This window comes from Microbacterium sp. S308A+ (assembly GCF_049800815.1).
Lineage (GTDB): Bacteria > Actinomycetota > Actinomycetes > Actinomycetales > Microbacteriaceae > Microbacterium.
This window is the reverse complement of sequence record NZ_JBNAFT010000001.1, coordinates 1-14957: the sequence shown is the minus strand read 5'-3', so window position 1 is coordinate 14957 and position 14957 is coordinate 1. Positions and strand designations below refer to the sequence as shown.

At 65.4% G+C, this 14957-nt stretch carries 10 protein-coding genes and 3 rRNA genes; all 13 read right to left on the bottom strand.

Annotation, left to right across the window (positions count from 1 at the left end; genetic code table 11):
* Entirely contained in the window at positions 1-603 is a 603-nt protein-coding gene (locus ACP15J_RS00065; protein WP_424936044.1) for an NUDIX domain-containing protein, read from the bottom strand.
* Entirely contained in the window at positions 600-2285 is a 1686-nt protein-coding gene (locus ACP15J_RS00060; RefSeq protein ID WP_424936068.1) for a CTP synthase, read from the bottom strand. Before ACP15J_RS00060 ends, ACP15J_RS00065 begins: the two co-directional genes overlap by 4 nt.
* A 26-nt stretch (positions 2286-2311) precedes the next feature.
* Complete coding sequence (locus ACP15J_RS00055; RefSeq protein ID WP_424936045.1) at positions 2312-3259, bottom strand: PfkB family carbohydrate kinase; 948 nt, start codon at positions 3257-3259, stop codon at positions 2312-2314.
* Positions 3260-3322: 63 nt separating this feature from the next.
* Positions 3323-5005, bottom strand: coding sequence for a DNA repair protein RecN (gene recN, locus ACP15J_RS00050; RefSeq protein ID WP_424936046.1), 1683 nt, complete (start codon positions 5003-5005; stop codon positions 3323-3325).
* Complete coding sequence (locus ACP15J_RS00045; RefSeq protein ID WP_424936047.1) at positions 5002-5907, bottom strand: NAD kinase; 906 nt, start codon at positions 5905-5907, stop codon at positions 5002-5004. The genes recN and ACP15J_RS00045 overlap by 4 nt, the downstream gene beginning before the upstream one ends.
* The gene (locus tag ACP15J_RS00040; RefSeq protein WP_424936048.1) at positions 5904-6704 is read right to left on the bottom strand and encodes a TlyA family RNA methyltransferase; all 801 of its coding nucleotides are present in this window, start codon (positions 6702-6704) and stop codon (positions 5904-5906) included. Before ACP15J_RS00040 ends, ACP15J_RS00045 begins: the two co-directional genes overlap by 4 nt.
* Positions 6701-6868: a hypothetical protein gene (locus ACP15J_RS00035; protein ID WP_424936049.1), complete on the bottom strand. Its 168-nt coding sequence runs from the start codon at positions 6866-6868 to the stop codon at positions 6701-6703. Before ACP15J_RS00035 ends, ACP15J_RS00040 begins: the two co-directional genes overlap by 4 nt.
* A gap of 58 nt (positions 6869-6926) precedes the next feature.
* Positions 6927-7985, bottom strand: a complete 1059-nt coding sequence (locus ACP15J_RS00030; RefSeq protein ID WP_424936050.1) for an HAD-IIA family hydrolase — start codon at positions 7983-7985, stop codon at positions 6927-6929.
* On the bottom strand, positions 7982-8620 hold the full coding sequence (locus ACP15J_RS00025; protein WP_424936051.1) for a hypothetical protein: 639 nt from the start codon (positions 8618-8620) through the stop codon (positions 7982-7984). The genes ACP15J_RS00030 and ACP15J_RS00025 overlap by 4 nt, the downstream gene beginning before the upstream one ends.
* 29 nt (positions 8621-8649) lie before the next feature.
* The gene (locus ACP15J_RS00020) at positions 8650-9345 is read right to left on the bottom strand and encodes a hypothetical protein (protein ID WP_424936052.1); all 696 of its coding nucleotides are present in this window, start codon (positions 9343-9345) and stop codon (positions 8650-8652) included.
* A gap of 183 nt (positions 9346-9528) precedes the next feature.
* A 5S ribosomal RNA gene (gene rrf, locus ACP15J_RS00015) occupies positions 9529-9645 on the bottom strand.
* A gap of 101 nt (positions 9646-9746) precedes the next feature.
* A 23S ribosomal RNA gene (locus ACP15J_RS00010) occupies positions 9747-12849 on the bottom strand.
* A 381-nt stretch (positions 12850-13230) separates the two neighbouring features.
* Positions 13231-14755 (bottom strand): 16S ribosomal RNA (locus ACP15J_RS00005).
* Together the 16S, 23S and 5S rRNA genes form the textbook arrangement of a ribosomal RNA operon.
* Positions 14756-14957: the final 202 nt, after the last annotated feature.

Sequence of the window (14957 nt, the reverse complement as noted above, 5' to 3'; positions counted from 1 at the left end):
TCAGCCTCCGACGAGCCGCCGCTCGGCCGCGAGCACCCCCACGGCGAGGATGGCGTTGCGCAGGCGGCCGTCGAGCACCGCGTCGGCGGCCTCGGCGAGTGGCACCCAGGCGAGGCGGATGTCGGCCTCCTCGTCCTCCCTGGCATGCGCCGACGGCGCCGCGGACACCCCGGTCGCGAGGAAGATGCGGATGATCTCGTCGCTCCCGCCGGGAGTCGCGAAGGTCGACACGAGCGGCGACCACTCAGCAGCCACGAGATCAGCCTCCTCCGCGAGCTCACGCTGCGCGGCGACCACCGGCTCCTCACCCTCGATGTCGAGCAGGCCCGCCGGCAGCTCCCAGTCCCGGTGACGGATCGGGTGGCGGTACTGCTGGATCAGGAGCACCCGGCCATCGGCGTCGAGAGCGACCACGGCGACAGCCCCGGTGTGATCGGTGTACTGACGCACGATCTCGCCGTCGCCGTACCGCACCCGGTCTTCCCTGATGTCCCACACGGCGCCGCGATAGACGACCTCGCTCGAGAGGACCTCCGGCGAGAACGGCTCGTCGCGCAGCGCCTCCGTCTCCGGAGCCGCTGCGTCTGTCGCCGTCTCGCTCATGCCTCGTCGTCGAACAGCTCGCTCGCCCGATGCCGCTCGATCGCCGCTCCCACGAGTCCCCGGAACAGCGGATGCGGAGCAGTCGGTCGCGAGCGCAGCTCGGGATGAGCCTGGGTGGCGATGTAGAACGGGTGGACGTCGCGCGGCAGCTCCACGTACTCGACGAGGTCGAGCTCGGGGTTGAGGCCGGAGAAGACGAGGCCTGCCTCGGCGAGACGTCCGCGGTAGGCGTTGTTGACCTCATAGCGGTGACGGTGACGCTCCGAGGCCTCGGCCGCGTCGTACAGCTCGGCGGCGAGGGAGCCCTCGGCCAGCGCGGCCTTGTACAGACCCAGCCGCATGGTGCCGCCGAGGTCGCCGCCGTCGAGGATCTCCACCTGCTCGGCCATGGTGGCGATGACCGGCTCACCGGTCTCGGGGTCGAACTCGCTCGAGGATGCCCCCTCGATCCCGGCGACGTTCCGTGCGTACTCGATGACCATGCACTGCAGGCCCAGGCACAGGCCGAGGGCGGGGATCCCCTGTTCGCGGGCGAAGCGGAGCGCGCCGAGCTTGCCCTCGATGCCGCGGATGCCGAAGCCCCCGGGGACGCAGATGCCGTCGACGTCCGCCAGTGCCTTCGCGGCGCCCTCCGGCGTCTCGCAGGAGTCCGAGGGGATCCAACGGATCTTCACCGCGACCTCATGTGCGAAGCCTCCGGCCTTGAGCGCCTCGGTGACCGACAGATAGGCGTCCGGCAGGTCGATGTACTTGCCGACGAGGCCGATCGTGACCTCGTGCCTCGGGTTGTGGACCGCCTGCAGCACCCGCTGCCAGCGTGACCAGTCGACATCCCCCGCCTCGGACATCCCCAGGGCATCGACGATGTAGTCGTCGAGGCCCTGGTCATGCAGCATCGTGGGGATGTCATAGATGCTCGGGACGTCGATCGCGTTGACGACGGCGTCCTCGTCGACATCGCACATGAGCGCGATCTTGCGCTTGTTGGCGTCGGTCACCGGACGGTCGCTGCGCAGCACGAGCGCGTCGGGCTGGATGCCGATCGAGCGAAGCGTGGCGACCGAGTGCTGGGTGGGCTTGGTCTTCTGCTCTCCCGACGCACCCATGAACGGCACGAGGGAGACGTGGACGAAGAAGACGTTCTTCCGGCCCAGCTCATGACGGATCTGACGGGCGGACTCGATGAACGGCTGGGACTCGATGTCGCCGACCGTGCCGCCGATCTCTGTGATGATGACGTCCGGCTGCGGGGTCTCGTCGGCCTGCAGCCGCATCCGACGCTTGATCTCGTCCGTGATGTGCGGGATGACCTGGACCGTGTCGCCGAGATACTCGCCACGGCGCTCCTTGGCGATCACCTGCGAGTAGATCTGGCCGGTCGTGACGTTGGCGGCCTGGCTGAGCTCGATGTCGAGGAAGCGCTCGTAGTGACCGATGTCGAGGTCTGTCTCGGCGCCGTCGTCTGTGACGAACACCTCGCCGTGCTGGAACGGGTTCATCGTGCCCGGGTCGACGTTCAGATAGGGGTCGAGCTTCTGCATCACGACGCGCAGGCCCCGGGCGGTGAGGAGGTTGCCCAGGCTCGCCGCAGTGAGCCCCTTGCCCAACGAAGAAACGACACCACCTGTCACGAAGATGTGCTTGGTCGTGCCGTTCGTTGCCCGCGCGTCTGGAGTCTGCATCACGGGCTTTTATCCTATCAGGCCGTTCATCCGGCGTCACCGCTTCCGTAGCCGGCCTCCGCGAGGTGGACGACGTCAAGCGCCGCGTCGAGCTCGGCGGACGTTGGCGGGTTCGCGCCGGCACGGGAGACAGCGATCGTCGCGCTCGCGAGCGCCGAGCTCAGCGCGGCGCGGATCCGCTCCGGGCCGAGCTGACCCCCCTCGACCAGAACCCGATCCGCCCCCTCTCGCAAGAGGCCGGCGAGAAGGCCGGACATGAACGCGTCTCCGGCTCCGATCGTGTCCACGAGCGGGATGGCGAGAGCCGGGCGGGACACGACCGTCCCATCGGCGAGAGCGAGGCATCCCCGCTCGCCACGGGTCATGACGACGAACCGCGCGCCGAGATCGGCGAACATCCGCAGGACATCCTCCGGCGACGCTCCCGGAACGAGCCATTCTGCGTCCTCGTCGCTGAGCTTGACGACATGGCACTCCCCCGCGATCTCGCGGACACGCTCCCGCGCCGTCTCCGCCGCCCCCATCACGTCGGGACGGACGTTCGGGTCAAAGCTGCGCAGCGTCGACGCGGGGGCCGCTCGAAGCGCGGCGAGGAGAGCCGACGACCCCGGCTCACGTACCGCGGCGAAGGAGCCGGTGTGCACGAGGGCGAGATCTGCGAGCTCCGGCACCTCGATGTCGCCAGGAAGGTCGAACGAGTACCGCGCCTTGCCCTCGCCATCCACCGTCGCTGTCGCCGTCCACGAGGGCCCCGACACGTCCGTCTGGGGCCCGATCCGTGCCCCGGACCTCATCAGATGGGCACGGATCGCCGCGCCGTGCGCGTCAGAGCCGATCCGGGAGTGCAGGACCGTCGAGAGGCCGAGGCGGGCGAGCCCGACGGCCACGTTCATCGGCGAGCCTCCCGGATGGGTCTCTCCGCCGACCACGATGTCGACGAGAGCCTCTCCGACCACTCCGACCGTCTGCGGCATCCTCTTGCTCCCTTGTCTCTCGGTCCTGCTTCCGGCCTTCCCCAGCCGAACCCCGTTCCCGGCTCAGACCGTCAGGGCGAGCAGCTCACGCGCGTGCTCCAGGGCCGCCTCGGAGTCCGCGAGGCCGGAGAGCAGCCGAGCCATCTCGGCCTCTCGCGCTGCGCCCTCGAGCCGGCGGACGCTGGAGGCCGTGACCTGCCCGTCATTCGCCTTCACGACCGAGAGATGGTTGCCGGCGAAAGCGGCGACCTGCGCGAGATGTGTCACCGCGATCACCTGCGAGGTGCGCGCGAGCCGAGCCAGACGCCGGCCGACCTCGATCGCGGCCGCGCCGCCGATCCCTGCGTCGACCTCGTCGAACACGAAGGTGGGCACAGGATCGGCGCCGGCGATCACGACCTCGATCGCGAGCATGACTCGCGAGAGCTCGCCCCCGGAAGCCCCCCGCGACACCGGGCGCGGATCCGCTCCCGGATGCGGAGCGAGGAGGATCGCGATGTCGTCGCGGCCATGCGCGCTCTCGGCCCCCTCGGACACCGCGACCTCCAGACGGGCGTCGGGCATCGCGAGCGCGTGCAGCTCCTCGGTCACGGCCGCGCCGAGGCGCCCCGCCGCATCGACCCGGAGCGCGGTGAGGGCCGTCGCTGCGTCATCGAGACGCTGGCGGGCAGCGTCACGCTCGGCTGTGAGACGCTCCAGACGATCGCCGTCGTCGTCGAGCTCCGCCAGCCGCGCCGAACCGGTCTCCCACAGCTGGCGGGCCGCGTCGAGGCTGCCGTGTGCGCGCGTGAGCACCGCCAGGGCGGCGCGGCGCTCCTCGACCGCCGCGAGCTCGTGCGGACCGGATTCGTCGAGATCGGCGAGGAAGGCCGAGAGCTGGCCGGCGATGTCGGCGGCACGGTAACCGAGATCGGCGATGCTCTCGGCGATCGGTGCGAGCTCCGGATCCCCCGCCCGCTCCAACACCCTGCGCGCCTCGGCCACGAGGGAGGAGACATCGTTCCCCCCTTCCTCGTCCGAGAGCGCCGAGCGGGCGACAGAGGCCGCCAGCCTCAGCTCCTCCGCGTTGGCCAGTCGCTCCGCTCGCTCGGCGAGCGCCTCGTCCTCCCCTGGCTGCGGGTCGGTCGCCTCGATGAGGGCGAGGGCCGCACGGAGGTCGTCCGCCTCGGCACGGCGGTTGTCTCGGTGCGCGGTGAGGTCTTCGAGCTCGGCGGCGAGCATGCGCCATCGCTCCCAGGCCGCCGTGTATGCCTCGGCCGCGACAGCGAGCGGCGCCCCGCCGAAGCGGTCCAGCGCCTCGCGCTGCGCCGTCGTGGACCTCAGGCGCAGCTGCTCGGACTGGCCGTGCACGACCACGAGGTCCCCGGCGAGATCCGCGAGCACGCCGGCCGGCGCCGCGCGTCCTCCGACGCTCGCCCTGCTGCGCCCCTCGGCGCTGAGCGTCCGCGAGATGTAGAGCTCGCCGCGGTCGTCGTCGAGGGGCTCCAGCTCGCCGCCGGTGTCAGCGACGGTGTCGGCGACGGTCCCGGCTCTCGGGACGACCCAGACACCGGCCACGGAGGCCTGGGCGGCTCCCGCACGCACGGCGCTGGAGTCCGCCCGTGCGCCGAGGAGCAGGCCGAGGCCCGTCACGACCATCGTCTTACCCGCCCCGGTCTCGCCGGTGATGGCGGTGAACCCGGGCCCGATCGGGAGGATCGCCTCGGCGATCACACCGAGGTCCTTGAGCCGGATCTCCTCGATCACGGCGCTCCCCTCCACCCCTCGACGGGCAACTGGAACTTGCGCACGAGCCGGTCGGTGAAAGGGCTCGGGTGCAGCCGGGCCAGCCGGACCGGACGCGAGGACCGGCGCACGATCACGCGTGCCCCCGGGGGGAGCTCATGCGAGCGGCGACCGTCGCACCAGAGGATGCCGGTGCCGTCGGTGCGCTCCAGCAGCTCGATCGCGACCGGGGCCTCGGGAGCCACCACGAGCGGCCGGGCGAAGAGGGCGTGCGCCGACAGCGGGACGACGGCGATCGCCTCGACGCCGGGCCAGATGACCGGGCCTCCGGCCGAGAAGTTGTAGGCCGTGGAGCCTGTCGGTGTCGAGACGACCATCCCGTCGCACCCGAAAGCGGACAGCGGCCGCCCGTCGACCTCGACCACCACCTCGATCATGCGCTCCCGGCTCGCCTTCTCGACCGTCGCCTCGTTGAGGGCCCAGGTCTCGTAGACGACCTCGCCCGTCGCGTCCTTCACGCGCACGGAGAGCGCAAGCCGCTCCTCCACCTCGTAGTCCCGGGCGACGATGCGGGCGACGGCCTCGTCCATGTCGTCGCGTTCGATCTCGGCGAGGAAGCCGACGTGACCCATGTTGATGCCCAGCACCGGCGCCGCCCCTGCGCGGACCAGCTCCGCCGCGCGGAGGATCGTGCCGTCACCGCCCAGGACGATCGCCAGCTCCACGTCCTCGACAGGAGAATCCGCGCCGAGGGAGTCCACGGCGGCGAAGGCCGGATCGACCCTCACGAGCTCCTCCCTGTCCTCGGACGCGAGCACGGGATGAACGCCAGCCTCGGTCAGGGCGGCGATCACGCGACGTGCGGCGTGGACGGTGTCGTCGCGGCGGGCGTGCGCGACGACGAGGATGGTCCGGTCGTTCATCGTCCTCCTGCGATCCGTTCGATCGTTCCTCTCCATTCTGACGGATCCGTCCCTCCGCCGGGCACGAGGTGGACGAGGTATTCCGCGTTCCCGTGCGTGCCGAGGATCGGGGAGGAGAGGATCCCTGATGTCCCCAGCCCCGAGTCCCACGCACTCCACAGCGTGCGCTCCAGTGCATCGGTACGGGCCACCGGGTCCGTCACGAGCCCTCCGCGGACAGCGGTCCGCCCGACCTCGAACTGCGGTTTCACGAGAAGGAGCACGTCGGCGGTCGGCGAGGCCACCGCAGCGATCGCCGGCAGCACGAGCGCGAGCGAGATGAAGGAGAGGTCGCCGACGACGATCTCCGGCGCTTCCTGCTCTCCCGTCGCCGCGGCGAGCGAGACCGGCGTCATATGGCGGACGTTGAAGCCCTCCACCATCGTCACCGCCGGGTCCTCCCGTAGCGGTGGCGCGAGCTGGTCGTGGCCGACGTCGACCGCGAGCACCCGCCGTGCACCCCGCTCACGGAGCACCTGGGTGAATCCGCCCGTCGAGGCGCCCATATCCAACGCCAGGCGTCCGGCGACGGGCACCTCGAAGCCGTCGAGCGCACGGACCAGCTTGTGGGCGCCGCGGCTGACATAGTGGTCGGCCACAGCGACCGTGACGACGTCCTCCTCGCCCACCCGGTGGGAAGGCTTGACAATCGGCGCACCGTTGACCGTGACGAGGCCGTCCGCGATCAGGCTCGCCGCATGAGTGCGAGACCTCGCGAGTCCCCGCGCCGCGAGGGTCGCGTCGAGGCGGGCGGTCATCCGTGCTCGGCGCGGGATTCTCGCGGCGCGCTCTCGAGCCGCCGAGCGAGGTCGTCGTGAAGCGCGGAGTACGCTTCTGCACGAGCGTCCAGCGGCTGTCCCTCGATCAGACGCAGGCGGCTCCAGAGACCGTCGGCCGGCTCCTCGGGCTTGTCCTCGCTCACGGCATCCACTCTACGTCCCGCACGTGCGACGCCGACGGCGCCGCGCGCGGGCGGCCGGCTACGGCCGGTGGAACGGGTCCGCGTAAAGGCGTTCGGGCACCCGGAATCCGTAGATCTGGCGGCCGGTACGCCAGATGGCCGCCGCGCCGGCACGCAACAGGTCGATCGGGCGCTCGCCTTCGGACACGATGACGACGTCGGGTCCGTCGATCCGTACGGAGGCTCCCCGCACAGTCACCCGGTCGCCGTCGACGGTGGCCGTGGGGTAGGGCTCATGCAGCTCGCGCAGGTCACCGACGATGAACGTCGGACGCGAGTCCTCTGGCGCCGCCAGGACGTGCTTGGGGCGATCCACTCCCGTGAGCACGAGCGCAGAGCCGATCCCCGCGCGGTTCGCGCCGAGGATGTCGGTGTCCAGCCGATCGCCGATGAACAGGGCTCGCTTCGCTCCGAACCGAGCGATCGCCTCCTCGAAGATCGGCGTCTCCGGCTTGCCCGCGACGGTCGCCAGGCGCCCGACGGCGGTGTGCACGGCGGACACGAGCGTGCCGTTCCCCGGCGCGAGCCCGCGCGCCTGTGGGATCGTCCAGTCGGTGTTCGTGGCGATCCACGGGATGCCGCCGTCGTCCTCGGGCGTGCGCAACGCGAACGCCGCCTCGGCGAGGTCCCGCCAGCCGACCTCCGGCGCGAATCCCTGGACGACGGCCCGCGGCTCGTCGTCCGCACTCCGAGTGACCCGGTAACCGGCCTTCTCCGCTTCGACCACGAGGCCTTCGCCGCCGACGACGAGGACGGCCGATCCTGCGGGGATGAGCCCGTCGAGAAGGCGCATCGCCGCTTGCGGGCTGGTCACCACCTCGTCCGCCGCCGTCTTCAGCCCGAGCTCGGTCAGATGGGCGGCGACCGCGGAATCGGTCCGCGCCGCGTTGTTGGTGATGTAGCCGAGGCGCCGGGTACGCTCGACCCCCTGCAGGCTCTCGATCGCATACGGGATCGGTCCGGGTCCCGCGTAGACCACGCCGTCGAGGTCGGCAAGCACCACGTCGACATCGGTCAACGGGGTCCGCTCGTCCGCGACCTCCTGCCGACGGTCGGCACGACGTGAGAAGAGGCTCATTCGGTCGCCTCCGACACCGCGTCCGACGGCCTCTCCGCGCCGGTCCCCGGCCTCTCCTCGTCTTCGGCCTGTACGTCCTGGATCAGGATCTCATCGCCCTCACCGTGGCCTAGCGCCGCGGCTGCGACCTCAGCACGTGCCTCCCAGAAGGCTGCCTCCTCGGTCCGTCCCAGATCCTCGAGGACGGCAGCTCGGGCGGCGAAAAGGGCCGGGCTCCACTCGAACGCCCGGTCCGGGTCGAGCTCCGGGATCTCCAGCTCGCCCAGGGCGAGCTCCGCCTCCCCGCGATCGAGACGGGCTCCCGACATGGCGATCGCCAGCGCGACCCGCGTCTCCGCGGGAAGCGTCGCACGGTCCACCGCCCGCGCCTCCTCGAGCGCACGGTCCGGTCGCCCCATCCCCCGCTCGCTGTCCACGATCAGGGCGATCTGGTCGTCACGACCGGAGATACGTCGATAGGTCCGAAGCTCGCGCAGAGCCAAGGCGAAGTCGCCGAGAGCGTAGGCCGTGATGCCCACGGACTCGCGGACCACCGCGACCCGGCCGGCACGACGCGACGCCGCGACGGCATGCTCGTGCGCCAACGCCGGGTCCTCCTCGATCAGGCGCGACGCCATCGCCAGGTGCCTGGCCACGGTCTCGGCGTTCTCCTTGCTCAGGGTCTTCAGCTCGTTGCGCGCTGCCGGGTGAAGGTCACGCGGCGTGATCTCCTCAGGGAGGAACGGGTCCCGAGGTCGGTCCCCCGCGAACGCGTCACGACGCGGTCGCCGACCCTGGTCGGCAACGCCCCGATCCGCTCCGCTCTCGCGCCGCGTGCTCGACGTCCGGCCGCGATCCTCGACGTTCCGGCGCGACATGCCCTGCCGCCGATCGCGGCCCTGATCGTGCCCGCGCGACGGACGCGCACCGCCACCGCGGTGCTGCGCACCCTCATCACGACGTCGTGAGCGGACCTCTCCGTGGCCGGCGCCGGAGTCGCCGAGTCGGTGCTCGCCGTCAGCGCGACCATCCGCGCGGCCGCGCTGCGGCCGGCCGGTGACGCCGCCCGCTCGATAGCGCGGGTCGTCACCGTCACGGCGCTGCACGCCTCTCGTCGAACGGCCACGCTCATCGCCCCGTTCACGGCGCTCATCCGCATCGCGAGGAGCGAATCCGTCTCGCCGTGCGCGCCCGCCCGTCTGTCCGCCCCGCCGGTCGTCGCCGCGCGGGGCGGCACCACGACGCGGCCGATCGCGGTGGGCTGCGCCTTCGCCTCGTGCAGGGTTCGCGTCCTGCGGGGAGGCTCCGCCGCCAGCGCGGTCGTCGTCGCGCCTTCCGTCGTCACGGGCAGGAAAGCGCCGTCCGCCCGCCGATGTCCCATTCTGCGGCATCGGACGTCCAGGGCGACCACTCTTCGTTCCACGATCGCCGTCGACGAACCGCTTCCTCGGCCGTTCCGAGCCGCCGCGACGCTGGTCCTCTTCCGACATGGCTTGTTCCTCTCAGGCGACTCTCGTTAACGCAGAATGGCCACCCATCTCTGGGTGGCCATTCCGTAAAGGGAGTCCGGCGGTGTCCTACTCTCCCACAGGGTCCCCCCTGCAGTACCATCGGCGCTGTGAGGCTTAGCTTCCGGGTTCGGAATGTGACCGGGCGTTTCCCTCACGCTATGGCCGCCGAAACACTATTGACGTTTCAGTCATACACACAACACAAGATGTTGTGTGGTTCCCGACCATACGTCGAGAACCACAAAGTGGACGCAAGCACCAAGAACGGTGTGTTATCAAGTCATCGGCTTATTAGTACCAGTCAGCTGCACACGTTACCGTGCTTCCACATCTGGCCTATCAACCCAGTAGTCTGGCTGGGAGCCTCTCCACCCGAAGGTGATGGAAGTCTCATCTTGAGGCCGGCTTCCCGCTTAGATGCTTTCAGCGGTTATCCATCCCGAACGTAGCTAACCAGCGGTGCTCCTGGCGGAACAACTGGCACACCAGAGGTTCGTCCAACCCGGTCCTCTCGTACTAGGGTCAGATCCTCTCAAACTTCCTACGCGCGCAGCGGATAGGGACCGAACTGTCTCACGACGTTCTAAACCCAGCTCGCGTACCGCTTTAATGGGCGAACAGCCCAACCCTTGGGACCTACTCCAGCCCCAGGATGCGACGAGCCGACATCGAGGTGCCAAACCATGCCGTCGATATGGACTCTTGGGCAAGATCAGCCTGTTATCCCCGAGGTACCTTTTATCCGTTGAGCGACAGCGCTTCCACAAGCCACTGCCGGATCACTAGTCCCGACTTTCGTCCCTGCTCGACCTGTCAGTCTCACAGTCAAGCTCCCTTGTGCACTTACACTCGACACCTGATTGCCAACCAGGTTGAGGGAACCTTTGGGCGCCTCCGTTACTCTTTGGGAGGCAACCGCCCCAGTTAAACTACCCACCAGGCACTGTCCCTGAACCGGATCACGGTTCGAAGTTAGATATCCAGAGTGACCAGAGTGGTATTTCAACAATGACTCCACATGAACTGGCGTCCACGCTTCAAAGTCTCCCACCTATCCTACACAAGCCACACCGAACACCAATACCAAGCTGTAGTAAAGGTCACGGGGTCTTTCCGTCCTGCTGCGCGTAACGAGCATCTTTACTCGTAATGCAATTTCGCCGAGTTCGCGGTTGAGACAGTTGGGAAGTCGTTACGCCATTCGTGCAGGTCGGAACTTACCCGACAAGGAATTTCGCTACCTTAGGATGGTTATAGTTACCACCGCCGTTTACTGGGGCTTAAATTCTGAGCTTCGCCGAAGCTAACCCGTCCTCTTAACCTTCCAGCACCGGGCAGGCGTCAGTCCGTATACATCGTCTTGCGACTTGGCACGGACCTGTGTTTTTAGTAAACAGTCGCTACCCACTAGTCTCTGCGGCCACCACACCCTTTCGGAGTAAATCCTAATAAGTGGATGGCCCCCCTTCTCCCGAAGTTACGGGGGCATTTTGCCGAGTTCCTTAACCACGATTCTCTCGATCTCCTTGGTATTCTCTACCTGACCACCTGAGTCGGTTTGGGGTACGGGCAGCTAGAACCTCGCGTCGATGCTTTTCTCGGCAGCATAGGATCACCCACTTTTCATCCGCATCGTGTCTCAGCCTGCATGAACGGCGGATTTGCCTACCGTTCGGCCTACGCACTTGCACCAGGACAACCATCGCCTGGCTTGGGCTACCTTCCTGCGTCACACCTGTTAATACGCTAGCCGCACCAGCATGGGGTCGCGCGCTCCCCAGCACGGTGCCACCCGAAGGTGACGATGCACTGGTTTGGGCGCTTAGCACCACTGGATTAGCTTGGGCGGTTCTTCGCCGGTACGGGAATATCAACCCGTTGTCCATCGACTACGCCTGTCGGCCTCGCCTTAGGTCCCGACTTACCCAGGGAAGATTAGCTTGACCCTGGAACCCTTGGTCTTCCGGAGGACGTGTTTCTCACACGTCTTTCGCTACTCATGCCTGCATTCTCACTCGTGTAGCGTCCACGGCTGGTTCACACCGCCGCTTCACTCGCCACACGACGCTCTCCTACCCATCAACACGGCTGGACCACGAAGGCCTACCAATAATGTCAATGCCACAACTTCGGTGGCGTGCTTGAGCCCCGTTACATTGTCGGCGCGGAATCACTTGACCAGTGAGCTATTACGCACTCTTTCAAGGGTGGCTGCTTCTAAGCCAACCTCCTGGTTGTCTGAGCAACTCCACATCCTTTCCCACTTAGCACGCGCTTAGGGACCTTAGTTGGTGGTCTGGGTTGTTTCCCTCTCGACTATGAAGCTTATCCCCCACAGTCTCACTGCTGCGCTCTCACTTACCGGCATTCGGAGTTTGGCTGACGTCAGTAACCTTGTAGGGCCCATCGGCCATCCAGTAGCTCTACCTCCGGCAAGAAACACGCAACGCTGCACCTAAATGCATTTCGGAGAGAACCAGCTATCACGAAGTTTGATTGGCCTTTCACCCCTATCCACAGCTCATCCCCTCAGTTTTCAACCTAAGTGGGTTCGGCCCTCCACGACGTCTTACCGTCGCTTCAGCCTGGCCATGGATAGATCACTTCGCTTCGGGTCTAGGACATGCGACTAAAACGCCCTATTCAGACTCGCTTTCGCTACGGCTACCCCACACGGGTTAACCTCGCCACATATCACTAACTCGCAGGCTCATTCTTCAAAAGGCACGCTGTCACACCTACCAGGGGTGCTCCAACGGTTTGTAAGCAAACGGTTTCAGGTACTATTTCACTCCCCTCCCGGGGTACTTTTCACCTTTCCCTCACGGTACTTGTCCGCTATCGGTCATCTGGGAGTATTTAGGCTTATCAGGTGGTCCTGACAGATTCACACGGGATTTCTCGGGCCCCGTGCTACTTGGGATACACACCACGCCAGAACACGCATTTCGACTACGGGGTTGGCACCCTCTATGACCGGCCTTTCAAGACCGTTCGTCTATACGCTTCTGTCACGTCGATCCTTCGGCAGAAAAATCAGGTATGTCCCACAACCCCGAGCATGCAACGCCTGCCGGCTATCACACACACCCGGTTTAGCCTGATCCGGTTTCGCTCGCCACTACTAACGGAATCGCGGTTGCTTTCTCTTCCTGTGGGTACTGAGATGTTTCACTTCCCCACGTTCCCTCTACCCGCCCTATATATTCAGGCGGGAGTCACTAGGTCGGCACGCCGCCCAGCGGGGTTTCCCCATTCGGACATCCTCGGATCAAAACTCGCTTATCAGTTCCCCGAGGCTTATCGCAGATTGCTACGTCCTTCTTCGGCTCCAGATGCCAAGGCATCCACCGTTTGCTCTTAAAGACTTGAAATCACATGAGTTCATCAAGAATCGAAAAATTCGAAATTGACTAATGATCTTTAAGATCATCAAAACGACACAACCCCAAAGGGCCATGTCGAAGATGCTCGCGTCCACTGTGTAGTTCTCAAAGTACGGGCGGCACCCCTCCCCACCTCCCACAAAGGAAGACAGCAAGAGGCCCAGAGGAACGGACTCACATCCGGTCCCTCAGGACCCAACAGCGTGCAGACACCCCGCTCACCCATCCCCCCTTTCCCACCGCGAACGGCGTACTCAGAGAAACAAACTGCGCTGATGCCATGTCAAACGTTCCACCCATGAGCCCCAGCGAACCACATTCGGATTCGACCTGGGTTCTGGACACCCGAAAGTGTCAGATGCTCCTTAGAAAGGAGGTGATCCAGCCGCACCTTCCGGTACGGCTACCTTGTTACGACTTAGTCCTAATTACCGATCCCACCTTCGACGGCTCCCTCCACAAGGGTTAGGCCACCGGCTTCAGGTGTTACCGACTTTCATGACTTGACGGGCGGTGTGTACAAGACCCGGGAACGTATTCACCGCAGCGTTGCTGATCTGCGATTACTAGCGACTCCGACTTCATGAGGTCGAGTTGCAGACCTCAATCCGAACTGGGACCGGCTTTTTGGGATTCGCTCCACCTCACGGTATTGCAGCCCTTTGTACCGGCCATTGTAGCATGCGTGAAGCCCAAGACATAAGGGGCATGATGATTTGACGTCATCCCCACCTTCCTCCGAGTTGACCCCGGCAGTATCCCATGAGTTCCCACCATAACGTGCTGGCAACATAGAACGAGGGTTGCGCTCGTTGCGGGACTTAACCCAACATCTCACGACACGAGCTGACGACAACCATGCACCACCTGTTCACGAGTGTCCAAAGAGTTGACCATTTCTGGCCCGTTCTCGTGTATGTCAAGCCTTGGTAAGGTTCTTCGCGTTGCATCGAATTAATCCGCATGCTCCGCCGCTTGTGCGGGTCCCCGTCAATTCCTTTGAGTTTTAGCCTTGCGGCCGTACTCCCCAGGCGGGGAACTTAATGCGTTAGCTGCGTCACGGAATCCGTGGAAAGGACCCCACAACTAGTTCCCAACGTTTACGGGGTGGACTACCAGGGTATCTAAGCCTGTTTGCTCCCCACCCTTTCGCTCCTCAGCGTCAGTTACGGCCCAGAGATCTGCCTTCGCCATCGGTGTTCCTCCTGATATCTGCGCATTCCACCGCTACACCAGGAATTCCAATCTCCCCTACCGCACTCTAGTCTGCCCGTACCCACTGCAGGCCCGAGGTTGAGCCTCGGGATTTCACAGCAGACGCGACAGACCGCCTACGAGCTCTTTACGCCCAATAATTCCGGATAACGCTTGCGCCCTACGTATTACCGCGGCTGCTGGCACGTAGTTAGCCGGCGCTTTTTCTGCAGGTACCGTCACTCACGCTTCTTCCCTGCTAAAAGAGGTTTACAACCCGAAGGCCGTCATCCCTCACGCGGCGTTGCTGCATCAGGCTTCCGCCCATTGTGCAATATTCCCCACTGCTGCCTCCCGTAGGAGTCTGGGCCGTGTCTCAGTCCCAGTGTGGCCGGTCACCCTCTCAGGCCGGCTACCCGTCGACGCCTTGGTGAGCCATTACCTCACCAACAAGCTGATAGGCCGCGAGCCCATCCTCCACCAAAAAATCTTTCCAAACACTAACCATGCGGTTGCGTCTCATATCCAGTATTAGACGCCGTTTCCAGCGCTTATCCCAGAGTGAAGGGCAGGTTGCTCACGTGTTACTCACCCGTTCGCCACTAATCCCCCAAAGCAAGCTAAGGGTTCATCGTTCGACTTGCATGTGTTAAGCACGCCGCCAGCGTTCATCCTGAGCCAGGATCAAACTCTCCGTAAAGAAAAAATGCATACAACCCCGGGAAAACGAGGCCGCAGCGAGTTCGAAACTGACCAAAGAGACAAAATCAACTGACTTCATCCAATGCCACCCAAAAAGAGTGGTCTTCGATCCAAAGGAATCTCCCCCAGCCGAAGCCGAGGCGAGGTTACTTGGCATTTGACAAGTGCACGCTGTTGAGTTCTCAAGGAACGGATGCTCC

Bases quoted from the DNA above. Each gene is read 5' to 3' on its own strand.
- ACP15J_RS00065 (WP_424936044.1), bottom strand. From the start codon at position 603: ATGAGCGAGACGGCGACAGACGCAGCGGCTCCGGAGACGGAGGCGCTG.
- ACP15J_RS00060 (WP_424936068.1), bottom strand. From the start codon at position 2,285: ATGCAGACTCCAGACGCGCGGGCAACGAACGGCACGACCAAGCACATC.
- ACP15J_RS00055 (WP_424936045.1), bottom strand. From the start codon at position 3,259: ATGCCGCAGACGGTCGGAGTGGTCGGAGAGGCTCTCGTCGACATCGTG.
- ACP15J_RS00045 (WP_424936047.1), bottom strand. From the start codon at position 5,907: ATGAACGACCGGACCATCCTCGTCGTCGCGCACGCCCGCCGCGACGAC.
- ACP15J_RS00040 (WP_424936048.1), bottom strand. From the start codon at position 6,704: ATGACCGCCCGCCTCGACGCGACCCTCGCGGCGCGGGGACTCGCGAGG.
- ACP15J_RS00030 (WP_424936050.1), bottom strand. From the start codon at position 7,985: ATGAGCCTCTTCTCACGTCGTGCCGACCGTCGGCAGGAGGTCGCGGAC.
- ACP15J_RS00020 (WP_424936052.1), bottom strand. From the start codon at position 9,345: ATGGGACATCGGCGGGCGGACGGCGCTTTCCTGCCCGTGACGACGGAA.